At 68.3% G+C, this 24,751-nt stretch carries 26 protein-coding genes; 11 read left to right on the top strand and 15 right to left on the bottom strand.

From position 1 onward, the window contains the following. Positions 1-114: 114 nt before the first annotated feature. Entirely contained in the window at positions 115-1,278 is a 1,164-nt protein-coding gene (locus D8S75_RS08935; RefSeq protein WP_119965963.1) for a glycerophosphodiester phosphodiesterase, read from the top strand. A 77-nt stretch (positions 1,279-1,355) separates the two neighbouring features. Here the strand turns inward: D8S75_RS08935 and mutL are convergent, their stop codons facing one another. Next, positions 1,356-3,287, bottom strand: coding sequence for a DNA mismatch repair endonuclease MutL (gene mutL, locus D8S75_RS08930; protein ID WP_232828989.1), 1,932 nt, complete (start codon positions 3,285-3,287; stop codon positions 1,356-1,358). A 50-nt stretch (positions 3,288-3,337) separates the two neighbouring features. On the opposite strand from mutL, the gene D8S75_RS08925 reads away from it, so the two are divergent. Continuing rightward, complete coding sequence (locus D8S75_RS08925; protein WP_119965960.1) at positions 3,338-3,985, top strand: DedA family protein; 648 nt, start codon at positions 3,338-3,340, stop codon at positions 3,983-3,985. A 73-nt stretch (positions 3,986-4,058) separates the two neighbouring features. Here D8S75_RS08925 and D8S75_RS08920 read toward each other — a convergent pair whose 3' ends face one another. From D8S75_RS08920 to tsaE, 3 genes are all read right to left on the bottom strand, one after another. Continuing rightward, entirely contained in the window at positions 4,059-4,391 is a 333-nt protein-coding gene (locus D8S75_RS08920) for a cupin domain-containing protein (RefSeq protein WP_119965958.1), read from the bottom strand. Positions 4,392-4,631: 240 nt separating this feature from the next. Beyond that, entirely contained in the window at positions 4,632-6,053 is a 1,422-nt protein-coding gene (locus tag D8S75_RS08915; RefSeq protein WP_119965957.1) for an N-acetylmuramoyl-L-alanine amidase, read from the bottom strand. Continuing rightward, a complete protein-coding gene (tsaE, locus tag D8S75_RS08910) occupies positions 6,050-6,565 on the bottom strand; it encodes a tRNA (adenosine(37)-N6)-threonylcarbamoyltransferase complex ATPase subunit type 1 TsaE (protein ID WP_119965956.1) in 516 nt (171 codons plus the stop codon). The genes D8S75_RS08915 and tsaE overlap by 4 nt, the downstream gene beginning before the upstream one ends. A 12-nt stretch (positions 6,566-6,577) precedes the next feature. Here tsaE and queG point away from each other — a divergent pair, with 12 nt between their 5' ends. Further along, positions 6,578-7,636: a tRNA epoxyqueuosine(34) reductase QueG gene (gene queG / locus D8S75_RS08905; RefSeq protein ID WP_119966112.1), complete on the top strand. Its 1,059-nt coding sequence runs from the start codon at positions 6,578-6,580 to the stop codon at positions 7,634-7,636. 57 nt (positions 7,637-7,693) lie between these two features. Here the strand turns inward: queG and D8S75_RS08900 are convergent, their stop codons facing one another. Both D8S75_RS08900 and D8S75_RS08895 read right to left on the bottom strand, forming a co-directional pair. Further along, positions 7,694-8,356 carry a DUF459 domain-containing protein gene (locus tag D8S75_RS08900; RefSeq protein ID WP_370807509.1) on the bottom strand — a complete coding sequence of 221 codons (663 nt, stop codon included), beginning with the start codon at positions 8,354-8,356 and terminating at the stop codon, positions 7,694-7,696. Further along, complete coding sequence (locus D8S75_RS08895; protein ID WP_119965954.1) at positions 8,353-9,258, bottom strand: AEC family transporter; 906 nt, start codon at positions 9,256-9,258, stop codon at positions 8,353-8,355. The genes D8S75_RS08900 and D8S75_RS08895 overlap by 4 nt, the downstream gene beginning before the upstream one ends. Positions 9,259-9,427: 169 nt before the next feature. Here D8S75_RS08895 and D8S75_RS08890 point away from each other — a divergent pair, with 169 nt between their 5' ends. Beyond that, positions 9,428-10,390 carry a tripartite tricarboxylate transporter substrate binding protein BugE gene (locus D8S75_RS08890; protein ID WP_119965952.1) on the top strand — a complete coding sequence of 321 codons (963 nt, stop codon included), beginning with the start codon at positions 9,428-9,430 and terminating at the stop codon, positions 10,388-10,390. 68 nt (positions 10,391-10,458) lie between these two features. Beyond that, positions 10,459-11,367: a site-specific tyrosine recombinase XerD gene (xerD, locus tag D8S75_RS08885; RefSeq protein WP_119965950.1), complete on the top strand. Its 909-nt coding sequence runs from the start codon at positions 10,459-10,461 to the stop codon at positions 11,365-11,367. 3 nt (positions 11,368-11,370) lie between these two features. Here the strand turns inward: xerD and D8S75_RS08880 are convergent, their stop codons facing one another. From D8S75_RS08880 to D8S75_RS08870, 3 genes are all read right to left on the bottom strand, one after another. Then, the gene (locus tag D8S75_RS08880) at positions 11,371-12,639 is read right to left on the bottom strand and encodes an EAL and HDOD domain-containing protein (protein WP_119965949.1); all 1,269 of its coding nucleotides are present in this window, start codon (positions 12,637-12,639) and stop codon (positions 11,371-11,373) included. 75 nt (positions 12,640-12,714) lie between these two features. Then, the gene (locus D8S75_RS08875) at positions 12,715-13,977 is read right to left on the bottom strand and encodes an EAL and HDOD domain-containing protein (protein ID WP_119965947.1); all 1,263 of its coding nucleotides are present in this window, start codon (positions 13,975-13,977) and stop codon (positions 12,715-12,717) included. A 69-nt stretch (positions 13,978-14,046) separates the two neighbouring features. Further along, positions 14,047-14,844 (bottom strand): ferritin-like domain-containing protein, encoded by a 798-nt coding sequence (locus D8S75_RS08870; RefSeq protein WP_119965945.1) that lies wholly within the window; start codon positions 14,842-14,844, stop codon positions 14,047-14,049. Positions 14,845-14,929: 85 nt separating this feature from the next. Between D8S75_RS08870 and D8S75_RS08865 the strand changes: the two genes are divergently transcribed. Beyond that, positions 14,930-15,454 carry a gamma carbonic anhydrase family protein gene (locus D8S75_RS08865; protein ID WP_119965944.1) on the top strand — a complete coding sequence of 175 codons (525 nt, stop codon included), beginning with the start codon at positions 14,930-14,932 and terminating at the stop codon, positions 15,452-15,454. 22 nt (positions 15,455-15,476) lie between these two features. After that, positions 15,477-16,478, top strand: coding sequence for an Hsp33 family molecular chaperone HslO (hslO, locus tag D8S75_RS08860; RefSeq protein WP_119965943.1), 1,002 nt, complete (start codon positions 15,477-15,479; stop codon positions 16,476-16,478). Positions 16,479-16,601: 123 nt separating this feature from the next. Here hslO and D8S75_RS08855 read toward each other — a convergent pair whose 3' ends face one another. The 5 genes from D8S75_RS08855 to pyrG form a co-directional block, all read right to left on the bottom strand. Then, the gene (locus tag D8S75_RS08855) at positions 16,602-16,880 is read right to left on the bottom strand and encodes an FtsB family cell division protein (RefSeq protein ID WP_119965941.1); all 279 of its coding nucleotides are present in this window, start codon (positions 16,878-16,880) and stop codon (positions 16,602-16,604) included. 97 nt (positions 16,881-16,977) lie between these two features. Next, the gene (gene eno, locus D8S75_RS08850; RefSeq protein WP_119965939.1) at positions 16,978-18,264 is read right to left on the bottom strand and encodes a phosphopyruvate hydratase; all 1,287 of its coding nucleotides are present in this window, start codon (positions 18,262-18,264) and stop codon (positions 16,978-16,980) included. An 84-nt stretch (positions 18,265-18,348) separates the two neighbouring features. Continuing rightward, a complete protein-coding gene (locus D8S75_RS08845; RefSeq protein WP_119965937.1) occupies positions 18,349-18,639 on the bottom strand; it encodes a DUF1330 domain-containing protein in 291 nt (96 codons plus the stop codon). Positions 18,640-18,643: 4 nt separating this feature from the next. Beyond that, positions 18,644-19,501 (bottom strand): 3-deoxy-8-phosphooctulonate synthase, encoded by an 858-nt coding sequence (kdsA, locus tag D8S75_RS08840; RefSeq protein ID WP_119965936.1) that lies wholly within the window; start codon positions 19,499-19,501, stop codon positions 18,644-18,646. Positions 19,502-19,512: 11 nt separating this feature from the next. Beyond that, the gene (pyrG, locus tag D8S75_RS08835) at positions 19,513-21,168 is read right to left on the bottom strand and encodes a CTP synthase (RefSeq protein ID WP_119965934.1); all 1,656 of its coding nucleotides are present in this window, start codon (positions 21,166-21,168) and stop codon (positions 19,513-19,515) included. Positions 21,169-21,270: 102 nt separating this feature from the next. On the opposite strand from pyrG, the gene coaBC reads away from it, so the two are divergent. The 4 genes from coaBC to D8S75_RS08815 all read left to right on the top strand — a co-directional run bounded on the left by coaBC (position 21,271) and on the right by D8S75_RS08815 (position 24,075). Further along, a complete protein-coding gene (gene coaBC, locus D8S75_RS08830; protein WP_119965932.1) occupies positions 21,271-22,494 on the top strand; it encodes a bifunctional phosphopantothenoylcysteine decarboxylase/phosphopantothenate--cysteine ligase CoaBC in 1,224 nt (407 codons plus the stop codon). Between the two features lie 29 nt (positions 22,495-22,523). Beyond that, the gene (locus D8S75_RS08825; RefSeq protein ID WP_232828988.1) at positions 22,524-22,991 is read left to right on the top strand and encodes a hypothetical protein; all 468 of its coding nucleotides are present in this window, start codon (positions 22,524-22,526) and stop codon (positions 22,989-22,991) included. After that, positions 22,988-23,437, top strand: coding sequence for a dUTP diphosphatase (gene dut, locus D8S75_RS08820; protein ID WP_119965930.1), 450 nt, complete (start codon positions 22,988-22,990; stop codon positions 23,435-23,437). Before D8S75_RS08825 ends, dut begins: the two co-directional genes overlap by 4 nt. A gap of 161 nt (positions 23,438-23,598) precedes the next feature. Beyond that, positions 23,599-24,075, top strand: coding sequence for a glycine zipper 2TM domain-containing protein (locus D8S75_RS08815; protein WP_119965928.1), 477 nt, complete (start codon positions 23,599-23,601; stop codon positions 24,073-24,075). 93 nt (positions 24,076-24,168) lie between these two features. Here D8S75_RS08815 and D8S75_RS08810 read toward each other — a convergent pair whose 3' ends face one another. Then, positions 24,169-24,693: an FKBP-type peptidyl-prolyl cis-trans isomerase gene (locus D8S75_RS08810; protein ID WP_119965926.1), complete on the bottom strand. Its 525-nt coding sequence runs from the start codon at positions 24,691-24,693 to the stop codon at positions 24,169-24,171. Between the last annotated feature and the right edge of the window lie 58 nt (positions 24,694-24,751).

Below are 24,751 nucleotides of genomic sequence, written 5' to 3'. Positions count from 1 at the left end.
AGCGCCCAAAATAAGTGCGTCATATCTCTAGATTGGTGCGTTTCTGCCGGTCATTCCGTTGTCACGCGCGCGGGGCACAGTGGTTCGCTTCCAATGACACGAGGAGGAGAAACCATGCGCGCACCGCACCCCCGAACCAGCCTGCTGGCCCTGATACCCGCGCTCGCGCTGACGGCCTGTGGCGGTGGCGACGGCACACCCACGTTGCTGGGTGACAAGCCCCTGGTGATCGGCCACCGGGGCGCCAGCGGCTACCTGCCCGACCACACGCTGGAGGGCTACAAGAAGGCCATCGAACTGGGCGCCGACTTCATCGAGCCCGACCTCGTGGCCACTCAGGACGGCGTGCTGATCGCGCGCCACGAGCCCAACATCACCGCCACCACCGACGTGGTCCAGCGCCCCGAATTCGCTGCGCGCAAGACCAAGAAAACGGTCGACGGCGTGCAGGAGGAAGGCTGGTTCGCCTCGGATTTCACGCTGGCGGAGCTGAAGACCCTGCGCGCCATCCAGCCCCTGGCCGAGCGCGACCAGGTCCACAACGGCAAGTACGCCATCCCCACGCTCGAAGAAGTGCTGGACCTGGCCAAGGCCGAGGGCGCGCGCCTGGGTCGCAGCATTGGCGTGTACCCCGAAACCAAGCACCCCACCTACCACGTGAACCTGGGGCTCCAGCTCGAAGACCGCCTGCTGGCCGTGCTGGCCCAATACGGCTACACCAGCAAGGCCGCGCCCGTGATCGTGCAGTCGTTCGAGGTCTCCAACCTCAAGTACCTGCGCAGCAAGACCCAGGTGCGCCTGGTGCAGCTGGTGGATGCCGACGACGTCAAGCCCGACGGCAGCATCTCGCTCGTGGCGCCCTACGACAAGCCTTACGACTTCGCCGTGGCCGGCGATGCGCGCACTTTCGCCAGCCTGCTCACGCCCGCGGGCCTGAAGGAGGTCAAGACCTATGCCGACGGCATCGGCCCCTGGAAGCCCTACTTGATCCCGTCGAAACAGGTGGACGCCAACAACGACGGCAAGCCTGACGACCTGAACGGCGACGGCAAGATCGACGAGCGCGACCGCGTGATGCTGCCCGCCACCGACGTGGTCAGGAACGCCCATGCCGCCGGCCTGTTCGTGCACGCCTACACCTTCCGCAGCGAGCCGCGCCGCCTGGCCTCGGACTTCCGTGGCGACCCGAAGGCCGAATACAAGCTGTTCTACAACCTGGGGGTGGACGGCGTGTTCAGCGACTTTCCCGACCACGCCAAGGCCGCGCGCGACAACTGAGCGGGCGCAGGTCAGCACACGTACAAAGGCCCGCAGCTGCGGGCCTTTTTCATGGAGGACGGCGAGGGAGACGGGCCTTATCGCCCGCGCAGGAACAGAGCGTCCAGCTCCTTCATCGTGAGCTGCCGCCAGGTCGGCCGGCCGTGGTTGCACTGGTCCGAGCGCTCGGTCACCTCCATCTGGCGCAGCAGGGCGTTCATCTCGTCCAGCGTGAGCTTGCGGTTGGCGCGCACGGCGCCGTGGCAGGCCATGGTGGCGAGGATTTCGTTTTTGGCACGTTGCACCACGGTGCTGGCGTCGTGCGCGGCCAGGTCGGCCAGCACGCTGCGCGCCAGCTCCACGGCGTTGCCGTGGGCGAGCTGGGTGGGCACGGCGCGCACGGCCAGGGTGCGCGGCGAGAAGGGCGAGACCTCCAGGCCCAGGTGCAGCAGCGTCTCGGCATGGGCCTCGGCCGTGGCCACCTCTTCGGGCGTGGCGGCGAAGGTGGCCGGGATCAGCAACGGCTGGCTGGCGATGCGCTGGCCGGTGTCGGCCTGGGTTTTCAGGCGCTCGTAGACGATGCGCTCGTGCGCGGCGTGCATGTCCACCAGCACCAGGCCCTGGGCGTTCTCGGCCAGGATGTAGACGCCGTGCAACTGCGCCAGCGCGCGGCCCAGGGGCCAGGGCTGGCCGGCCTCGGGGGCTTCGGCGGTGGCGGGTGCGGGCGCTGCAGGTTCCGCCGGGGTCCACGCGGTGGCAGCGGCCGGGGAGGTTGCGGCGAGTGGCGCGGATTCCAGCGGGGCCGGGCTGGCGCTGGCGGGGCGGGGCGTGCCCCAGAGCGCGCCCAGGTCGGACACGCGGTGGCCCGGGCGCTCATCAAATTTCATAGCTGCCTGCGCTTGCCAGATGGGCGTTGCAGGCGTTTTTTGCTCAAAAATCGGCGTGGTGAAAGGTGCTGCCGGGGCCTCGGCGGCCGCCGCCAGCGTGGTGGCGCGCGGCACGGCCAGGGCGTTTTCCACGGCATGGCGCACGGCCTGGTGCACCTCGCGGCTGTCGCGGAAGCGCACCTCGATCTTGGTGGGGTGCACGTTCACGTCCACGCGCGCCGGGTCGATCTCGATGTAGAGCGCATACACCGGCTGGCGCTGGCCGTGCAGCACGTCCTCGTAGGCGCTGCGGGCGGCGTGGGTGACCACCTTGTCGCGCACGAAGCGGCCGTTGACGTAGCAGTACTGCTGGTCGGGCCGCGAGCGCGCGGCGTCGGGCAGGCCGGCGCGGCCGGTGACGGTGATGCGCCCCTCGGCATGGCGCACGGGCACGGACTGGGCCACGAACTCCTCGCCCAGCACGTCCGCCAGGCGGCGCGCCAGGGCGTCCTGCACATCCCCCTGGCCGGGCTGGAAGGTGGCGCGCCACTGCTCCACCAGCTTGCCCTCGTGCCAGATGGCGAAGCCCACGTCGGGCCGCGCCAGCGCGTGGCGGCGCACGGCCTCCACGCAGTGGGCCAGCTCGGTGGCGTCGGTTTTGAGGAACTTGCGCCGCGCTGGGGTGCTGAAGAACAGCTCCTTCACCTCCACCGTGGTGCCACCGCTGCGCGCCACGGGGCGCAGCTCGCCGCTGCGCGCGTCGAGCAGGAAGGCACTGGCCTGGGTGGCCGGGCGCGAGAGCAGGGCGGTTTCCGACACCGAGGCGATGGCCGCCAGCGCCTCGCCCCGGAAGCCCATGGTGGCCACGGTCTCCAGGTCGTGCAGGTTGGTGATCTTGCTCGTGGCGTGGCGGCGCAGGGCGACGGGCAGTTCCTCCTGCGGGATGCCGCAGCCGTCGTCCTCCACGGCGATCAGGCGCACGCCGCCGGCCAGCAGGCGCACGGTGATCTGGCTGGCGCCGGAATCGAGCGCGTTGTCCACCAGTTCGCGCACCACCGAGGCGGGGCGCTCGACCACTTCGCCGGCGGCGATCTGGCTGATGAGTTCGTCGGGCAGGTCGCGGATGGGTCGGCGCGCTGGAGGGTTTGCAGTGGTTTCGGTCACCCGCCGGATTCTAGGTGGGGATAATGCGCGCTGCTCATCGACCGCACCCCATGGAAATCATTGCCTTCCTGATCGACTTTATCCTGCACGTGGACAAGCACCTCGAAGCCTTCGTGGCCGCCTATGGCGTGTGGGTGTATGCGCTGCTGTTCATCATCGTGTTCGTGGAGACGGGCGTGGTCGTCATGCCCTTCCTGCCGGGGGATTCGCTGCTGTTCATCGTGGGCGCGCTGTGCGGCGCCGGGCTGATGGAATTCGCCCCCGCAGTCACGGTGCTGCTGGTGGCCGCCATCCTGGGGGACCAGTGCAATTACTCGATCGGCCGCTACTTCGGGCCCAAGGTGTTCCAGTGGGAAAGCTCGCGCTGGTTCAACCGCCGCGCCTTCGACCAGGCGCACGACTTCTACGAGCGCTACGGCGGCATCACCATCGTGCTGGCGCGCTTCATGCCGTTCATCCGCACCTTCGCGCCCTTCGTGGCGGGCGTGGCCGCGATGGACCGGGGCAAGTTCACCGCCTTCAATGTGGGCGGCGCGCTGCTGTGGGTGCTGGGCATCTGCACGGCGGGCTACTTCTTCGGCAACCTGGCCTGGGTGCGCGAACACCTGGACAAGATCATCTGGGGGCTGATCCTCGTGCCGGGGCTGATCGCCATCTTTGGCGCCTGGCGCGCGGGGCGCAAGACCAAGCTGGCCTGATCGCTACTTAAATGATAGCTACTGGCGCTTGATGCATAAGCGCCGACGCCGATTTTTGTCGATGGCGACGCAGTTACCCCGGCTGCAAACACAAGGTCACCAGCAGCGAGGCATCGCGCACCGCCGTGAGCGCGCGCAGCGCGCGCGGCTCCAGGTGCACGAAGTCGCCGGGCTCCATGCGCTGGATGCCGGTGTGGCCCTGGAACTGCACCTCGCCTTCGAGGCACTGCACGGTGGCTTCGCCGCGCGTCATGTGCTCGGGCATGGATTTGCCCGTGTGCAGCACGATGCGCATGACTTCAAGCTGGCCCGCCTTCAGGATGGCGGTGCTGCTGGCCTGCGCGAGCTGGGCGCCCAGGGGGCGCACGCTGACGATCTGGCCGGACTGAGCGTGGGGCTGTGCCATGGCTTGTCTCCTTCCTGAGATGAAACAACCCCCTGTGGCGCTGCGCGCCATTCCCCCTTCTCAGGCATCGCTGCGCGATGCGGAAGGGGGACGCCGCCGGTGCGGCGGGACGGCCCTTGCACGGTGGCCGCTGGCCTGGATTGCGCCAGTTTCATGGGCAGCGTGGTGCAGCAAACAGGAAGTGATATGCCTGTCAATGTACCGCTGTCTCGCGGCAGTGAACAGGGGGCGTTGCCCTGGCTACACCGTGCGGCTGCGTGCCAGCGGCGGGTTCTTGGCGAAGTAGCGCGTGATGCCGCGCATCAGCGCGTCGGCCAGCTCTTCCTGGTAGGCGCTGGTGCGCAGCTTGGCTTCTTCCTGGGGGTTGCTGATGAAGGCGGTTTCCACCAGCACGCTGGGGATGTCGGGGGCCTTGAGCACGGCGAAGCCGGCCTGTTCCACGCGCGGCTTGTGCAGCTTGCCCACGTTGCCGATCTCGCCCAGCAGCACGCTGCCGAGCTTGAGGCTGTCGTTGATCTGTGCCGTGGTGCTCATGTCGAGCAGGGCGCTCTGCACATGGCGGTCCTTGGCGCGCACGTTCAGGCCGCCCACCAGGTCGGCCTGGTTTTCCTTGTTGGCCAGCCAGCGCGCGGCCGAGCTGGATGCGCCGCCCTGGCTCAGCGCGAACACGCTGGCGCCGCGCGCGTCGGGGTTGGTGAAGGCATCGGCGTGGATGCTTACGAACAGGTCGGCCTGCACCCGGCGGGCTTTCTGCACGCGCGTGGCCAGGGGCACGAAGTAGTCACCGTCGCGCGTGAGGTAGGCGCGCATGGGGTTGCCACCCACGCTGGTGGCGTTGATGCGTTCGCGCAGCAGATGGGCGACCTTGAGCACCACGTCCTTCTCGCGCGTGCCGCCGGGGCCGACGGCGCCGGGGTCCTCGCCGCCGTGGCCGGGGTCGAGGGCGATGATGATGATGCGGTCGGTCTGGCGCGCCGCGCTGGCCGGTGCGGGCGTGGCCGGGCTGGCGGCCTTGCGCGGGGTGTCGGCGCGGGCGATCAGCTCGCCCAGCGGGTCGTGGCCGGGGTCGGAGGCGGCGGGCTGCGCCGCCACGGCGGCCTGGCTGGCGCCGGCCGCGCCGCTGGCGGCGGTGGCGGCGGTGGCGGGTTCCGGCGTTTTCTCGCGCAGGCGCTCGGCGATCAGCGATTCGAGCGGGTCGATGGCGTTCTCGGGGTAGAGGTCGAACACCAGCCGGTGGCCGTAGGCAGCCACGGGTTCGAGCGCGAACACCTGGGGCAGGGCGGGGTGCTTGAGGTCCACCACCAGGCGCACCACGCCGGGCGCATACTGGCCCACGCGGATGCCGGCGATGTTGGGGTCGTCCGGCCGCACCTTGGCCACCAGCTCGCGCAGCGCGGGGTTGAGGTCGATGCCCTCGATGTCCACCGCCAGGCGCGGCGGCGCGGCGACGAAGAGCTTCTTGGCGCGCAGGGGCTGGTCGGATTCGATGGTGACGCGCGAGTATTCGGCCGCGGGCCACACGCGCACCGCGACGATGGAGGCACCGCGCGCGATCTGCTGCGTGCCCAGCAGCAGCACCAGGCCGCCCGCCTGCAGCAGCGCACGGCGCGAGGGCTGGCCGGAGGCAGCGGGCGCGGTGCGGTGGCGGGGCGGAAGTGTCATGCGCTCAATCCTTGCAGCAGGCGGAGGCCGAGGGGGGTGTGGGCGCGCAGGGTGACCTGCCGCGCATCCTCGTCCAGTGCTTCAATGTGGATAGCAACATCCGCAGCAGGGATCAGCGCTGCGGCCTTTTCCGGCCATTCTGCCAGTTTCAGCCCCTGGCTGGCAAACACGTCGCGAAAACCCGCGTCTTCCCACTCGCGCGGGTCGTTGAAGCGGTAGAAGTCGAAGTGCCAGATATGCAGGTCGGGCGCCTCGTGCGGCTCGACCACGGCGTAGGTCGGGCTCTTGATGCGGCCCTGCACGCCCAGCGCGCGCAGCAGGTGGCGCACCAGCGTGGTCTTGCCCGCGCCCAGGTCGCCGTGCAGGGTGATGAAGGCGTTGGCCAGCAGCGGCTGCGCGGCCAGTTGCCGGGCGAATGCAGCCGTATCGTCCTCACTGCGCCAGGTGGCTTGTGCGACGGCGGATTGGGGGGCGCTTTCTACAATCGGGCGATGGTGGTCAGCAGCAGTCAATGGGTTCCTCAAATTCAGCAGTGGGCGCGCGAGCTGGGATTCTCCCAAATCGGCGTGGCCGGTGTGGATCTGTCTTCCGCGGAGGAAGGATTGATGCAATGGCTGGCCCAGGGGTTCCATGGCGAGATGCATTACATGGAGGCGCACGGCCTCAAGCGCGCGCGCCCGGCCGAGCTGGTGCCCGGCACGGTGAGCGTGATCACCGCGCGCATGGACTACCTGCCGCGCGATACGCCCGTCGATGTGCCGCCGGGCTGGCAGGCCGTCGAATTCGACCGGTTGCAGCGCCCCGATGAGGCCATCGTCTCGGTCTATGCCCGCGGGCGCGACTACCACAAGGTGCTGCGCGCGCGGCTGCAGAAGCTCTGCGACCGCATCGCCGAGGCCGTGGGGCCGCTCGGGCACCGCGTGTTCACCGACTCGGCACCGGTGCTGGAGGCCGAGCTGGCCCGGCGCAGCGGCCAGGGCTGGCGCGGCAAGCACACGCTGGTGCTCAACCGCGAGGGCGGCTCGATGTTCTTCCTGGGCGAGATCTACGTGGACATGCCCCTGGAGCCGAGCGCGCCCGTCACCGCGCACTGCGGCACCTGCCAGGCCTGCATGGACGTGTGCCCCACCAAGGCCATCATCGCGCCCTACCGGCTCGATGCACGGCGCTGCATCTCCTACCTGACCATCGAGCACTCCGGCCCCATCCCGCTGGAGCTGCGGCCCTTGCTGGCCAACCGCATCTACGGCTGCGACGACTGCCAGCTCGTCTGCCCCTGGAACAAATACGCCCAGCCCAGCCAGTTGCCCGACTTCGACGCGCGTGCCGGACTCACGGGCCAGCAGCTGGTGCACCTGTTCGCCTGGGACGAGCCCACCTTCCTGCGCCTGACCGAGGGCGGGCCGATCCGCCGCATCGGCCACGAGCGCTGGCTGCGCAACATCGCCGTGGCGCTGGGCAACGCGCTGCGCGCCACGGGCGACGCTGGCGTGCGCGCGGCGCTGCAGTCGCGCGCGCAGCACGAGAGCGCCCTGGTGCGCGAGCATGTGGAATGGGCGCTGGCCCAGCGGGGTTTCGAATGAAATCGGCCTGCAGCGCTTTGCTGGAAAGCGCCGCAAGCTATTAAAAAAATAGCAAATCTAGTGCGCCAGAAGGCCGGTGTCGCGCAGCGTGTCCACCAGCCCCCGCGCAAACTGCGCGTACCCCGCCGCGTTGGCATGGATGGGGTCGGACCGCAGGCGGGCGTCGGCCAGCACGGTCGACCAGCCCTCGCGGTGCAGCGGGATGCGGAGTTCGTCCGCGATGTCCTTGTACAGCGCGTGGTCGCTCAGCCGGCCCGCCGCCGCCAGCAAGGACAGCTCGGGCACGGCCACCAGCAGTACCTGGGCACCGCTGGCGCGGACCTGCTCGCAGATCTGGCGCACCCGGTCGCGCGTGGCGCTGGTGCCCTGGCGGCGCAGAAAATCATTGCCGCCGATGCTGACGATGACGAGCTGCGGCTGGTGCCGCCGCAGCAGATCGGGCAGCCGCTCCAGCGCCTGTGCTGAGGTGTTGCCAGACACACCGCCGTTCACCACCGTCCAGCCGGTCAGGCGCTGCAATTCGGCGGGGTAGGCCGTGTCGGCCGATGCGCCCACGCCCGAGGTGAGTGAATCGCCCAGCGCCAGCACCGTGGCCTCGCGTGGCACGGCCTGGGCGCGCGGCGCCTTGCGTCCGCAGGCGGCGAGCGACGCCACGAGCAGGCAGGCGGCCAGCCAGCGCCGGCGCGGCATGTCCGGCGCGGGAGAGGCCGTGCCCTTCACCGCAGCACCCCGAGCGCGAAGGGCAGGCTCGCCAGCCCCAGCAGCGTCGAGAGCGTGACCAGACCCGCCACATACGGCCCGTTGTAGCCCATGCGCGCGGCCAGCACGTAGCAGGTGGAGGCCGTGGGCAGGGCCGAGAAGGCCAGCAGCACCGTGGTCTGCACCGGGTCCAGGCGCAGCAGCCAGGCCACACCCAGGGCGATGAGCGGCTGCACCAAATGGCGGATGGACAGCACCGACAGCGACAGCAGCTTGCTGCGCTGGAGCAGCCCGAACTGCATGCCCGCGCCCGCGGCCATCAGGCCCAGCGCCAGCGAGGCGGCGCCGATGCGGTGGACGGTGGGCTCCATCCATCCCGGAATGCGAAAGCCCAGCAGATTGGCCACCAGGCCCGTGGCCGTGGCCAGGATCAGCGGGTTGCGCAGCAGCTCGCGCGCGAAGCTGTGCTTGCCCTGGCGCGCCATGGGCCAGACGGCGGCCACGTTGAACAGCGGCACGCACACGCCGATGAGCACGGCGATCATCAGCAGGCCCTGGCTGCCGGCCACGCGCTCGGCCAGCGCCAGGCCGATGAAGGAGTTGAAGCGGAAGGCCACCTGCGCGCTCGCGGCGTGGTCGCGCGGATCGAGGTGCTTGCCCAGCCAGGGCAGGTGGGGCAGTGCGTAGGCCAGGCCGATGCCGCACAGGCCCGAGAGCAGGCCGGCCGCCATCAGCCCCGAGGCTGCGTTCAGGTCGATCGGGCTCTTGACGATGGATTGGAACAGCAGCACCGGAAAGAGCAGGTAGTACACCAGGCTTTCCACGGGCTGCCAGACCGTGCGGTTGAGGGCGGTGTAGCGGCAGATGAGGTAGCCGCAGAGGATGAGCGAAAAATCCGGGAAGAGCAGTTGCGCGTAGTTCACGGTGCGCAGGATACCGTGGCACGCACCGCCGCGCTGTCACGCCGGGATTGCCCGGGCCGGGGGCTCGGGTGCGAGCACCCATGACCCATGGGCACCCTGGGGCAAGCCTGCGGGGCAGGCCCTCTGCGTATAGGATGTGCCCTGTTCCATCCATAACAAGGAGACATGTATGCATCGTAGAAGCTGGTTGGGCCTGGCCCTGGCTGCCGCCGCAGGCACCGCCCTCGCCCAGGGCTACCCGAACAAGCCCGTGAAGCTGGTGGTGCCGTTCGCGCCGGGCGGCACGACCGACATCATCGCGCGGGTGATTTCCGACCCGCTGGGCAAGGCGCTGGGCCAGCCCGTGGTGGTGGAGAACAAGGCGGGTGGCGGTGGCATCATCGGCGCCAACGAGACGGCCAAGGCGATGGCCGACGGCTATGCGCTCGGCATGGCCACGGTGTCCACCACGGCGGCCAACCCGGCCATCAACCCCAAGACGCCGTACAACCCGCTGACCGACTTCACGCCCATCGTCAACATCGCGGCCACGCCCAACATCATCGCGGTGCACCCGAGCTTCCCGGCCAAGGACTATGCGGCTTTCGTGGCCGAGGTGAAACGCAACCCCGGCAAGCATTCCTATGCCTCGTCGGGCACGGGCGGCATCGGCCACCTGCAGACCGAGCTGTACAAAAACCTCAGCGGCACCTTCATGACGCACATCCCCTACCGTGGCGCGGGCCCCGCGCTCAATGACACGGTGGCCGGCCAGGTGCCCATCATCTTCGACAACCTGCCCTCGGCGCTGCCCTTCATCAAGGAAAACCGCCTCGTGCCCATCGTGGTGGCCGCGCCCCAGCGCGTGGCGGGCCTGCCCAACGTGCCCACCTTCAAGGAGCTGGGGCTGGAGCCCGTCAACCGCATGGCCTACTACGGCATCGTCGGCCCCAAGGGCCTGCCCAAGGAGGTGGTGGACAAGGTCAACGCGGCCGTGCGCAAAGCCCTGGAAGACCCGGCCGTGAAGAAGCGCATCGAGGACACGGGCTCGCTCATCGTGGCCAACACGCCCGAGCAGTTCGGCGCGCAGATCAAGGCCGAGTTCGAGGTCTACAAGAAGGTGGTCGAGCAGCAGAAGCTCAACCTCAACTGACCGGCATCCTCCCAGAGGCCCTGCCAGCGCGCGCTGGCAGGGCCTTTTTTTTGCGCTATGGTTCCCGCATGTCCGCCGATCTCCAGAACAGCCAGTCCGCCATCGATGCCTTCGTGGATGCCCTGTGGCTGGAGGACGGTCTCTCGCGCAACACCCTGGCGGCCTACCGGCGCGACCTCACGCTGTACGCGCAGTGGCTGGCCCGGCAGCAGCCCGCGCAGGCCCTGGACGGCACGGCCGAACACCACCTCCAGGGCTATTTCGCCGAGCGCCACGCGGCGACCCGCGCCACCACGGCCAACCGGCGCCTGACGGTGCTGCGGCGCTACTTCCACTGGGCGCTGCGCGAGCGGCGCATCCAGCAGGACCCCACGGTGCGCCTGCAGGCGGCGCGCCAGCCGCTGCGCGTGCCCAAGACGCTCACGCAGGCGCAGGTGGAGGCGCTGCTCGTCGCGCCCGAGGTGGACACGCCCCTGGGCCTGCGCGACCGGGCCATGCTGGAACTGATGTACGCCAGCGGCCTGCGCGTGACCGAGCTGGTGACGCTCAAGACCTGGAACCTGGGGCTGAACGAGGGCGTTTTGCGCGTGATGGGCAAGGGTGGCAAGGAGCGTCTGGTGCCCTTTGGCGAGGTGGCGCGCCAGTGGCTGGAGCGCTACCTGCGCGACGCGCGCGGCGCCATCCTGGCCGGGCAGCAGACCGACGACCTGTTCGTGACGGCGCGCGGCGCGGGCATGACGCGCGTGATGTTCTGGGTCGTCGTGAAAAAGCACGCGCGGGCGGCGGGCATCACCGCGCCGCTGTCACCGCACACCCTGCGCCACGCGTTCGCCACGCACCTGCTCAACCACGGCGCCGACCTGCGCGTGGTGCAGTTGCTGCTGGGGCATGCCGACATTTCCACCACCACCATCTACACCCATGTGGCGCGCGAGCGCCTGCGGCAGCTGCACGCGCGGCACCACCCGCGCGGCTGAGGCTTATTCCGCGCCCAGGCTGTCGGCCCAGGCCAGGGCCTGCAGGTGGGCCATGTTGACCTGGTGGCCCGAGAGGTGCAGCAGCTCGATGTTGTGCGCGAAGGCCGCGTCGTCACCGCTTTCGCAGGCCTTGGCGAGCGCGAGGAAGGGCGCGAAGACGCCGGTGTCGTGCAGCAGGGCCTCGACCACGGGCTCGGGCAGGGCCACGGACTCCAGGGCCTTGTCGATCGGGATGCCCAGCATGGCGTCGAGCAGCGAGAACACGCCGACGACGAAGGCGTTGTCGCATTCCTCGGGCGAGAGCATCTCGGTGGCCAGCAGTTCCATGAGGCGGCCGCGCACCACGGCGGTGGTGCCCACGGCGGGCGCGCTGCCGCCGCGCGAGGTGGTCAGCAGCAGCGAGGCCCAGCGAAAGAGCTTCTTCAGGCCCAGGATCATCACAGCGTGCCGGAAGGATGTGATCTCGCACGACAGGCCGAAGCCCGAGGAATTGATGAAGCGCAGCAGGTTGAACGAGAGCGTGGGGTCCTTCTTGAGGAGTTCCTCGATCTCGGCCGAGCTGGCCTGTTTGCGCACCAGGTTGATGAGCTGGATGATGATGGCCTGCGAGGGCCGGATGGTCTTGGCCTGCACGATGGCCGGCTTGGCGAACCAGTAGCCCTGGAAGAGCTTGACGCCCAGGTCCGCCATGAGCTGGTATTGCTCGGCGGATTCCACCTTTTCGGCCACCAGCTGGGCCTTGCTGTTGAGCGTGGCGAACTTCACCAGCGGCGCCGCCATCTCGGGCCGGAAGGCCGTCATGTCGAGCTTGATGTAAGAGGCGTGGGGCAGCCAGGCGGCGTAGGCGCGGCGCAGCACGTTCTGGTTGAAGGCCAGGCGGAATCCCCGCTTGGTGAGCGACGCGAACAGGTCCACGGTGTGCTCGATGTCCTCGATGCTGGCGCCTTCGGGCAGCGTGGGCACCTTGAGCACCACCTTATCGGGGTGGATCAGCTCCAGGTGGCCCGAGGCCAGGCTCTCGTGCGTGCAGTTGATGAAGACCAGCTTCTTGCCCGCCAGGAGATCGGCGTCGCCATGGGAGAGGGCGTTGAACAGCAGGGCTGCGTCGCTGGCGGCGGTGTGGTTGTCGCCCGTGGAGCGGTCGTACAGCTCATAGCCGAATACCGCGCGGTGCTCGTCCACGATGGCCTGGCGCGCGATCAGCGCAGCGGAACCCTCGTCCGTGACGGTTTCTGGAGAAGGCGCGGTGTCTGGCTCGGGAATACTGGACATGGGGGAGTGCGTGGTGTCTTTCGCCTGATTCTAGGGTGAATCGGCGCGCCTGCGTTCCCCCTTGGGTTTCGGCGCTCAGTCGATGACGTGATCCGCCCAGGCGAGGGCCTGCAGGTGCGCCCCGTTGATCTGCTGGCTGCTCAGGTGCAGGGTGCCCGCGGCGTGGTTGAAGGCCGCGTCGTCGCTGGATTCGCAGGCCTCGACCAGCGTGAGCAGGTCGCCCAGGAAGCCTTCGCGGCGCAGCAGCGCGGCGCTCACGCTGTCGGGCACGCTCAGCAGGTTCAGCGCCGACGCCATGGGCATGCTCAGCATGGTGTCAAGCATGGAGAAGATGCCCACCACGAAGGCCTCGTCGGCTTCTTCCTGCGACAGGGTTTCGAGCGCCAGCAGCTCCATGAGCCGCCCGCGCACGACGGCCGTCTGGCCCACGGAGGAGGGCGTGCCGCTGGTGCGCGAGGCGGTGAGCAGCAGCGCGGCCCAGCGGAACAGCTTCTTGAGGCCCATCAGCATCACGGCCTGGCGGAAGGAAGTGATCTCGCGCGTCAGGCCGAAGCCCGAGGAGTTGATGAGGCGCATCAGGTTGAAGGCCAGGCCCGCGTCCTTCTTGAGCACCTCCTCGATCTCGTCGGTGCTGGCCTGCTTGCGCACCAGGTTGATGAGTTCGAGGATGCTGGCCTGCCCGGGGGCCACCAGCTTGGCGTGCACTAGCGAGGGGCGCGCGAACCAGTAGCCCTGGAACATCTGTATGCCCTGGCTGGAGGCGGCGTCGTACTGCTGCGCGGTCTCCACCTTCTCGGCGATCAGCTCGGCCTGCGAATGGCGGTTGGCGTAGCTGATCAGCACGGCCAGCTGGTCGGGCGCGAGCACCGAGAGGTCCAGCTTGATGTAGTCGGCCAGCGGCAGCCAGGAGGCGTAGGTGGACTGCAGCACCGTGTGGGTGAAGGCCAGGTGAAAGCCCCGTTCGCGCAGGCCCGTGAGGATGGGCAGGCGCGCCGCCACTTCCTCGGCGGCGGCATGGCCCAGCGGCGGGATCTCCAGCACCACCTTGTCGGGGTCGATGAGTTCGAGGTGGCCGCCGGTCAGGCTTTCGTGCGTGCAGTTGACGAAGATGAGCTTCTTGCCCACCAGTTCGTCCGTGCCGGCGTGCGAGAGGGCGGTGAAGACCAGCGCCACATCGGTGGCGGCCGTGTGCATGGGGCCGGTGCGCGAGCGATTGAACAGTTCATAGCCGATCACGACATGCTGCGCATTCACGATGGCCTGGCGCGCGATCAGGGCCACGGATGTCAGGCTGGCGTCCGGTGCGTTGGTGGTTCCGGGTGCGGTGGTGCTCGACATGTTGTGAATCTTCGCTGGATGGGTGTGTGGCAAGGGGTCGGGCCGTGATTGTAGGAAGAATTGGACGGTTCAGCCGTGCTGCAGCCATCGCAGTTCGGTCTCGCTGAAACCCGCCTGGCGCCGGGCCGCTTCGTTGAAGGGGGGCTTGAGGCGCGGCGCTTCGTGGCGGCGGACCAGGGTGGCGTAGTGCGATTCTGGCTCCAGGCCCTGGCGCTCGCACAGCCAGCGGTACCAGTGGTTGCCAATGGCCACATGGCCCACTTCTTCCTCCAGGATCACGTCCAGGATGCGGGCGGCGGCCAGCGCATCGGGCGTGCCCACCTGGCGCAGCTTGCGCTGGATGAGGGGCGTGGCGTCCAGGCCGCGCGCCTCCATGGTGCGCGGCACCAGCGCCATGCGCGCGGTGGCGTCGTGCCGCGTCTTCTCGCACATGGTCCACAGGCCCTGGTGGGCAGGGTAGTCGCCGTAGTCACGGCCCTGGCCGCGCAGATGGTCGCGCAGCATTTGGAAATGGCGCGCCTCCTCGGCCGCCACGCGCAGCCAGTCGAGGTAGTACGGGCGCGGCATGCCGTCGAAGCGCCAGACGGCGTCGAGCGCGAGGTTGATGGCGTTGAACTCGATGTGCGCGATGGCATGCAGCAGCACGGCCCGGCCTTCGGGGGTGGCGGGCGAGCGCCGGGCCATCTCGGTGTGGCTGCGCAGTTCGGGGCGCTCGGGGTGGCCGGGCAGGGTCAATCCGTCCGTGGACGGAGCCTGGTCTGCTATTGAAAAATGAGCTGCTTGCGCTTGCAGCTCAAGGGTTTGAGCCACTTTTTGCTCAGGGTCCGAGAGGCACAAGACCTGCAGTGCGCGGTGGCGAAGCTCCATCCTTACAATTCTAGGTGCTGCCATCCGGAGCGAGTCGTCGCTTTGTAACCGAAGGCAGCTTCTTTTTTTTTGCGGGAGTGGGTGCATGGCGATTTACGAACTCGACGGCGTGGCGCCGCAGGTGGCGGCTTCGAGCTGGGTGGCCGACAGCGCGCAGGTGATGGGCAAGGTGACGCTGGGTGAGGACGCCAGCGTCTGGTTCGGCACCGTGGTGCGCGGCGACACCGAGAGCATCACCATCGGCGCGGGCTCCAACATCCAGGACGCAAGCGTGCTGCACGCCGACTTCGGCAAGCCCCTGGTGGTGGGCGAGCGCGTGACCGTGGGCCACCAGGTGATGCTGCACGGCTGCACCATCGGCGACGAGTCGCTGATCGGCATCGGCGCCGTCATCCTCAACGGCGCGAAGATTGGCAAGAACTGCCTGGTGGGTGCCGGCGCGCTGGTCACCGAGGGCAAGGAGTTCCCCGACGGCTCCATGATCATCGGCAGCCCCGCCAAGGTGGTGCGCCAACTCACCCCCGAACAGATGGATGGTCTGCGCATGAGCGCGCTGCACTACATCGAGAACGCGCGCCGTTTCCAGAGCGGCCTGCGCAAGATCGGCTGAACCCTTTTCCGAGATTCCCCGCGTGTCTGAACTCCACAAGTTTCTTTTCGATGGCCTGCCCGTGCGCGGCATGCTGGTGCGCCTGACCGACGCCTGGACCGACATCCTGGCGCGCCGTGCCGGCAACACCGCCACGGGCGCCTACCCGGCACCCGTGCGCGAGATGCTGGGCGAGATGGCGGCGGCCGCCGTGCTCATGCAGTCCAACATCAAGTTCAACGGCGCGCTGGTGCTGCAGGTGTTCGGCGATGGCCCCGTCAAGCTGGCGGTGGCCGAGGTGCAGTCCGACCTGGCGCTGCGCGCCACGGCCACGGTCAACGGCGAGGTACCGGACGGCGCGCGCCTGAGCCAGATGCTCAACGTGGGCGGCGGCGGGCGCTGCGCCATCACGCTCGACCCGCAGGACCGCCTGCCCGGCCAGCAGCCCTACCAGGGCGTGGTGCCGCTGCATGGCGACCGGCATGAAAAGCTTGAACGCCTGTCCGACGTGCTGCAGCACTACATGCTGCAGTCCGAGCAGCTCGACACCGTGCTGGTGCTGGCGGCCGACGACAAGGTGGCCGCCGGTCTGCTGATCCAGCGCATGCCCATCAAGGGCGAGGGCAACCTGGCCGGCGCGCTGACCCACAGCGAGAACGAAGACCAGATCGGCCGCAACGAGGATTACAACCGCATCGCCCACCTGGCCTCCAGCCTGACGCGCGAGGAGCTGCTCACGCTGGACGCCGATACCATCCTGCGCCGCCTGTTCTGGGAAGAAAAGCTCCTGCGCTTCGAGCCCCGGCAGGGCGCGGACGGCCCGCGCTTCGCCTGCACCTGCAGCCGCGAGCGCGTGGGCCGCATGCTGCAGAGCCTGGGCACGGCCGAGGCCGAGAGCATCCTGGCCGAGCAGGGCCATATCGAGGTGGGCTGTGAATACTGCGGCCAGCAGTACCGCTTCGACGCGGTGGATGCCGCAGGCCTGTTCACTGCTGCGCCCGTGGTGCAAACGCCGGACTCCCCGGCCTCTCCCACGCTGCACTGACACAGCGCGCGGCCCAGGCCAGCAGCCACCGCGCAAGGGCCGCCCCGCCGCGCTGGTGGCGTCCCCCTTCCCGGCGAAGCCGAGAGAAGGGGGAAGCGGCGTTGCCGCTCAGGGGGATGCCCCCTATTTCTGGGTGAACTGCACGTAGATCTCGCCCGGCTTGACCATGCCCAGCTCGCTGCGGGCCTTCTCCTCGACCATGTCCAGGCCTTCCTTCAGGTCGTGCACCTCGGAGGCCAGGCGCTCATTGGCCTGGCTGGCCTGGGCATTGGCGGCCTTCTGCGCGTCGAGCTGGCTCTGCATGGCCTTGACGCGCGGCACGCTGCCCCGGCCGGACCAGAGCTGGACATGCAGGGCCACCAGCAAGGCCAGCAGCACGACGGGGATGAGGCGCAGTCCCATGGTCTAGGACCGTGCCCGCAGCCACGCCGCCGCAGGGCGGCAGCCCCCCGCGGCGAGCCGTGGGGCGGGGCGGGGCATGGTGCGGCGCACGGCGTGTTCAGCGCAGGTTGTAGAACGCGCGGCGGCCGGGGTAGTAGGCGATGTCGCCCAGGTCTTCCTCGATGCGCAGCAGCTGGTTGTACTTGGCGATGCGGTCCGAGCGCGAGAGCGATCCGGTCTTGATCTGGCCGGCGTTGGTGCCCACGGCGATGTCGGCGATGGTGCTGTCCTCGGTCTCGCCCGAGCGGTGCGAGATCACGGCGGTGTAGCCGGCGCGCTTGGCCATCTCGATGGCGGAGAAGGTCTCGGTCAGCGTGCCGATCTGGTTGATCTTGATGAGGATCGAGTTGGCGATGTTCTTCTCGATGCCTTCCTGCAGGATCTTGGTGTTGGTGACGAACAGGTCATCGCCCACCAGCTGCACGTTCTTGCCCAGGCGCTCGGTCAGGATCTTCCAGCCTTCCCAGTCGCCCTCGTGCATGCCGTCCTCGATGGAGATGATGGGGTACTTGTCGCACCAGGTGGCGAGCATGTCGGTCCACTGCTGGGCCGTCAGGCGCAGGCCGCCTTCGCCTTCGAGCACGTACATGCCGTCCTTGTAGAACTCGCTGGCGGCGCAGTCCAGGCCCAGGGCGATCTGCTCGCCCGCGGTGTAGCCAGCGGCGTCAATGGCCTGCAGGATCAGCTGGATGGCGGCTTCGTGGTTTTCCACGGAAGGCGCGAAACCGCCTTCATCGCCCACGGCGGTGCTCATGCCCTTGTCGTGGATGATCTTCTTCAGGGCGTGAAACACCTCGGCGCCCCAGCGCACGGCCTCGCGGAAGGAGGGGGCGCCCACGGGGATGATCATGAACTCTTGCAGGTCCAGGCTGTTGTTGGCGTGCGCGCCGCCGTTGATGACGTTCATCATCGGCACGGGCAGTTGCATGCCGCCCATGCCGCCCAGGTAGCGGTACAGGGGCAGGCCGGACTCTTCGGCGGCGGCGCGGGCCACGGCCATGGAAACGGCCAGCATGGCGTTGGCACCCAGGCGGCTCTTGTTGTCGGTACCGTCGAGGTCGATCAGGGTCTTGTCGAGGAAGGCCTGTTCGGAGGCGTCCAGGCCGAGCACGGCCTCGCTGATTTCGGTGTTGATGTGCTCCACGGCCTTGAGCACGCCCTTGCCCAGGTAGCGGGATTTGTCGCCGTCGCGCAGCTCGATGGCTTCGCGCGAGCCGGTGGAGGCGCCCGAGGGCACGGCGGCGCGGCCCATCACGCCCGATTCCAGCAGCACGTCGCATTCGACGGTGGGGTTGCCGCGGCTGTCCAGCACTTCGCGGCCTACGATGTCAACGATGGCACTCATGGGTTTCCTTTTTGCGGGAGTTTCAAATAAAATCGGCCTCTAGCGCTGATCTGGTAAGCGCTGGCAGCTATCAAATTGGGAGTATCAAAGGCCTTCGACGCAGACCAGGCGCATGATGGCCGCGCCTTCGCGCGCCGCGCGGGCCTTGCCGTACTCGGGCGAATGGTAGAAGGCCTTGGCGGCCTCGAAGCTGGGAAACTTGGCGATCACCAGGCGCTCGGGCGTCCAGTCACCCTCCATCACCTCCACCTGCCCGCCGCGCACGCAGATCTCGGCGTTGTGGGCCTGGAAGGCCGCGGTGGACCACTTCTTGTATTCCTCGTACTGCGCGGGGTTGGTGACGCGCACGTTGGCGATGACGTAGCCACTGGGCATGTTCTCAGGCTCCAAAGTTGTTTTCGAGAAAACCGTTCTTCTTGGTGACGTCGTCGAGCGCCACCAGGGTTTCGAGCAAGGCCCGCATGTGCTTGAGTGGCACGGCGTTGGGCCCGTCCGACCAGGCCTCGGCGGGCTTGGGGTGCGTTTCCATGAACAGGCCCGCCACGCCGACGGCCACGCCGGCACGGGCCAGCACCGGCACCATGTCGCGCGCGCCGCCGCTCACGGCACCCAGGCCGCCGGGCTTCTGCACCGAGTGGGTCACATCGAACACCACGGGCGCGCCGGAGTTGCGCATCTCGGCCAGGCTGGTCATGTCGGCCACGAGGTTGTTGTAGCCAAAACTCACGCCGCGCTCGCAGGCCAGGAAGCGGTCCTCGGACAGGCCCACTTCGCGCGCGGCGGCGCGGGCCTTGTCGATGACGTTCTTCATGTCCCAGGGCGCGAGGAACTGGCCCTTCTTGATGTTCACCGGCTTGCCGGACTGCGCCACGGCGCGGATGAAGTCGGTCTGGCGGCACAGGAAGGCCGGAGTCTGCAGCACGTCCACCACGCTGGCCACCTCGGCCACCTGGGCGGCTTCGTGCACATCGGTCAGGATGGGCAGCTGCAGCTGGCGGCGCACTTCATCGAGGATCTTCAGCCCTGCGTCCAGCCCCACGCCGCGCTGGCTGGTGCCCGAAGACCGGTTGGCCTTGTCGAACGAGCCCTTGTAGATCAGGGGCACGCCCAGCGCCGTGCAGGTTTCCTTGAGCTGGCCGGCGACGTCCAGAGACATCTGCAGGCCTTCGATGGAGCAGGTCCCAGCGATCAGGAAGAAGCGCTGGTCAAGGCCGACGTCGAATCCGCAGAGTTTCATGGCGGGTCTCCTTATGCCTTGGCGGCCTTCTGGTGCGCGACGGCCGCCTTGATGAAGGCGTTGAACAGCGGGTGGCCGTCCCAGGGCGTGGACTTGAACTCGGGATGGAACTGCACGCCGATGTACCAGGGGTGCACGTTCGCGGGCAGCTCGACGATCTCGGTCAGGTGTTCGCGCTGCGTCAGCGCCGAGATCACCAGGCCGGCCTTGCGCAACTGGTCGAGGTAGTTGACGTTGGCCTCGTAGCGGTGGCGGTGGCGCTCGGTCACCACGTCGCCGTAGATGCCGTGGGCCAGCGTGCCGGGGGCCACGTCGGAGCTTTGCGCGCCCAGGCGCATGGTGCCGCCCAGGTCGGAGCTGGCGTCGCGCTTCTGGATGCTGCCGTCGGCATCTTTCCACTCGGTGATCAGGGCGATGACGGGGTGCTGGCAGTCCGGGTCGAACTCGGTGCTGTTGGCGCCGGCCAGGCCCGCCACGTGGCGGGCGTATTCGATGGTGGCCACCTGCATGCCCAGGCAGATGCCGAGGTAGGGCACCTTGTGCTCGCGGGCGTAGCGGGCGGTGTTGATCTTGCCTTCCACGCCGCGCTGGCCAAAGCCGCCGGGCACCAGGATGGCGTCGTAACGGGCCAGCTTTTCGGCGGCGTCCGGGCCTTCCATGGTTTCGGAATCGACATGGTCGATCTTCACGCGCACATGGTTCTGCATGCCGGCGTGGCGCAGCGCCTCGTTGACCGACTTGTAGCTGTCGGACAGATCGACGTACTTGCCCACCATGGCGATGGTGACTTCGCCCTGCGGGTGCTCGGTCTCGTGCACCAGCGCGTCCCAGCGCTTGAGGCTGGTGGGCGGGGTGTTCAGGCGCAGCTTGTCGCAGATCAGGCCGTCCAGGCCCTGCTCGTGCAGCATGCGCGGCACCTTGTAGATGGTGTCCACGTCCCACATGCTGATCACGCCCCATTCGGGCACGTTGGTGAACAGCGAGATCTTGCCGCGCTCGTCATCGGGGATGGCGCGGTCGGCGCGGCACAGCAGCGCGTCGGGCTGGATGCCGATCTCGCGCAGCTTCTGCACCGTGTGCTGCGTGGGCTTGGTCTTGAGCTCGCCGGCCGCGGCGATGAAAGGCACGTAGGTCAGGTGCACGAAGGCGGCGTTGTTCGGGCCCAGCTTGAGGCTGAGCTGGCGCACGGCTTCGAGGAAGGGGAGCGATTCAATGTCGCCGACCGTGCCGCCGATTTCGACGATGGCCACGTCCACGGCATCATCGGTGCCGACACCGGCGCCGCGCTTGATGAACTCCTGGATCTCGTTGGTGACGTGCGGGATCACCTGCACCGTCTTGCCCAGGTAGTCGCCCCGGCGCTCTTTTTCCAGCACGGACTGGTAGATGCGGCCGGTGGTGAAGTTGTTGGCCTTCTTCATGCGCGTTTCGATGAAACGCTCGTAGTGGCCCAGGTCGAGATCGGTTTCGGCGCCGTCGTCCGTCACGAACACTTCGCCGTGCTGGAACGGGGACATGGTGCCCGGGTCCACGTTGATGTACGGGTCGAGCTTGATGAGGGTGACTTTGAGGCCGCGCGATTCGAGGATCGCGGCAAGGGAGGCTGAGGCGATTCCCTTGCCCAGGGAAGACACCACACCGCCGGTGACGAAGACAAATTTGGTCATGTCTTTTTAAGGTGGTGGGAAATTGCAATTATAGAGGGCGTCCCCCATCCCGGCATCGCCGGCCCGCCGCGCGGGGGTGTCCCGTCTGCTAAATTGCGGCCCATGAAAGAGCTTGCCGGCAAACACATCGTCCTGGGCCTCAGCGGAGGCGTGGCCTGCTACAAATCGGCGGAACTGTGCCGCGCGCTCATCAAGGAGGGCGCCACCGTGCAGGTGGTGATGACCGAGGCGGCCGCCCAGTTCATCACGCCCGTGACCATGCAGGCGTTGTCGAACCGGCCGGTGTACGGCTCGCAGTGGGATGCGCGCGAGGCCAACAACATGCCGCACATCAACCTCTCGCGCGAGGCCGATGCCATCCTCATCGCGCCGTGCAGCGCCGATTTCGTCGCCCGCCTGGCCCAGGGCCGGGCCGACGAACTGCTGAGCCTGTTGTGCCTGGCGCGCCCGCAGGAGCGCGTGCCGCTGCTGCTGGCCCCGGCCATGAACCGCGAGATGTGGGCGCACCCGGCCACGCAGCGCAACCTGGCCCAGGTGGCGCAGGATGGCGCCACGGTGCTGGCCGTGGGCAACGGCGACCAGGCCTGCGGCGAGACCGGCGATGGCCGCATGCTCGAACCGGCGGAATTGCTGGAGGAGGTGATCGCCTTCTTCACGCCCAAGCTGCTGGCGGGGCAGAAGGTGCTGGTCACGGCGGGGCCCACGTTCGAATCCATCGACCCGGTGCGCGGCATCACCAACCATTCCAGCGGCAAGATGGGCTTCGCCATCGCGCGCGCGGCCCGTGAGGCAGGCGCCGAGGTCACGCTGGTGGCCGGCCCCGTCCACCTGCCCACGCCGCGTGGCGTGCAGCGCATCAACGTGCGCTCTGCACAGGAAATGCTCGCGGCGGCCGAACCACGGGCGCAGCAAGCTACTGTTTTCATAGCAACCGCAGCGGTGGCAGATTGGCGCCCGGCCACGCAGGCCGACCAGAAGATCAAGAAGGACGGCTCGGGCCAGACGCCCGTGCTGGGCTTCGTGGAGAACCCGGACATCCTGGCCACCGTGGCGCAGTCGCCGCGCGCCCGTGCCGGCAGCCTGTTCTGCGTGGGTTTCGCGGCCGAGAGCCACGACCTGCTGGCGCACGCCAGCGCCAAGCGCGAACGCAAGGGCGTGCCGCTGCTGGTGGGCAACATCGGCCCGGCCACGTTCGGCCAGGACGACAATGCCCTGCTGCTGGTGGATGCCACCGGCCACCGTGAGCTGCCGCGCGCTTCCAAGCGCACGCTGGCACGCCAGCTCGTGGCGGAGATCGCCACGCGGCTGCCAGGACGTCACGCCTGACCTTCGCCCTCCCACCCAGGAGTACCGCCATGCCCAGTCCGATCCGGCCCGAATGGGATACGCCGCCCGACGGCGATTTCGTGCGCTATGTGGAGCGGCTGTCCGCGGGCTCGGCCGCTTCCCGGCCGTCGGTGCGCCAGCAGCCGCAACCCCAGGAGCGCAAGGCGGTGGCGCGTCGTCCGGCGATGGGCGGCGAGACGGGCCAGCCACCGGATCTGGCGCAGGTGCTTGCGCCCTTGGCGGGTGTGCTGCAGATCGCGCGCGCGGTGCTGTTGGTGCTCACGCTGGCGCACGGAGCGGCCTTCCTTGTGCTGGGCAAGGGTTCGTTGCCGGGACTGCTGTTCATGGGGTTCCTGTGGTGGGGGCTGGGCCGGGTGGTCGCGGTGGTGTCCGGCATGGAAGCCCCCGGCGGTACCCGGGTTCCGATGAATATCGCGCAGTTGCAGGAGCGGCTGCGTCAACTCGCGCAGCAGCGCGACACAGGAAACAAGAAGTGAACATCGACGTCAAGATTCTCGACCCGCGCATGGCGGACCAGTTGCCCGCCTACGCCACGCCCGGCAGCGCCGGGCTCGACTTGCGGGCCTGCCTGGATGCGCCGCTCACCCTCGAACCCAACGCATGGCAACTGGTGCCCACGGGCATCGCCATTCACCTGTGCGACCCCGGCTACGCCGCGCTCATCCTGCCGCGTTCGGGCCTGGGCCACAAGCATGGCATCGTGCTGGGCAACCTGGTGGGGCTGATCGACAGCGACTACCAGGGTCAGCTCATGGTCAGCGCCTGGAACCGCAGTCCCCAGGCCTTCACGCTCCAGCCCATGGAGCGGTTGGCGCAACTGGTCATCGTGCCGGTGGTGCAGGCGCGGTTCAACGTGGTCAGCGAATTTGCCGCCGCCAGCGAGCGTGGCGAAGGGGGTTACGGTTCCACGGGCAAGGCCTGATCCCCGCGTAGGCGTTTGCCTACGAGCGCGCGCGCCGCTGTCCGGCCCGGGGTGCGGCCCTTGCCCGGCAGCCCGGAACCCATCCGGCGTGCTGCAATCCCACGAACATCCATTGACGTGAGGAAGACCCCGTGCGTACATCGAACCTTTCCCGGACCGCCATGCTCGTTGGCGGTGTTGTCCTGGCTGTCGTGTCGACGGCCTGCGCGCCCCATCGCCCGCCCCCGCCCGCCTATCCCGCCTATTCGTCCGGCTATCCTCAGGGCGCCGCCTACCCGGCGCAGGCCCCTGTGGGCACCGAGTACGGGCAGGTGACCCATATCGAACTCCTGCAGACATCCCCGCGTGGCCAGACCACGGGCGCGGGCGCCGTGCTGGGTGCCGTGGTGGGCGGTGTGCTGGGCAACCAGGTCGGCAAGGGCAGCGGCCGGGCTGCCGCCACGGCCGTGGGCGTGGTGGGAGGCGCCGTGGCCGGCAATGCCATCGAAGAGCGCAACAGCGGTGGCCATGGCACGCTCTACCGCATCTCCATTCGGCTCGACAGGGGCGGCCACCGGGCCTATGACGTCGGCTCGGTGGGGGATCTGCGCGTGGGTGACCGCGTGCGTCTCTACAACGGCCAGATCTCGCGCTATTGACTGGGATGGTGGTGCTCAGAAGGTGTTTACGATCTTGCATTCCATCCCGCAAAGGCCGCTGTGCGGCCTCTGGGAGATCGTAAAGATGCGTTCTCAGTGCAGCGACGAACCGCCTGGTGCCTGGGGTTGGACCCGGAAGAAGCCCGTGCCGGCCGTGCCACGGCCGACCTCGTCCACGGTGGCCTCGCGCACGCCGCACACCTTCAGGTGCAGGCGCAGGGCGATACCGGCCAGTGGATGGTTGCCATCGAGCACCACATGCTCGGGGTAGATTTCGGTGACGGTGTAGAAAGCGTCGCGCGGGGCCTCGGGGTTGCAGCCGGTGGGCAGGGCGCTGCCCTCGAAGGTCATGCCTTCCTCCAGCTCCTCGGGGAACAAGTTGCGCGGCTCCAGGAACAGCAGGTGCTCTTGGTAGTCGCCAAAGGCGTCTTCGGGTTCCAGGTGCAGGGACAGGGTGGCGCCCACGCCATGGCCTTGCAGCGCTTCTTCGATGCGCGCCAGCAGATCGCCGCCGCCCACCAGGAACTCGACCGGTTCGTCGAGTACATCAAGTTCTTCGCCCAGGGTGTCCTTGAGCGTCCAGGTCAGCGCGACCACGCATTGTTCGGTGATTTCCATAGGAGAATTGTCGCAGTTCGCCGAAAGGCACATGTCCGGAGCCTGTTCTCCGTCTTGA

It is taken from the genome of Simplicispira lacusdiani (assembly GCF_003604195.1).
GTDB lineage: Bacteria > Pseudomonadota > Gammaproteobacteria > Burkholderiales > Burkholderiaceae_C > Simplicispira > Simplicispira lacusdiani.
This window is presented reverse-complemented; position numbering and strand designations above follow the sequence as displayed.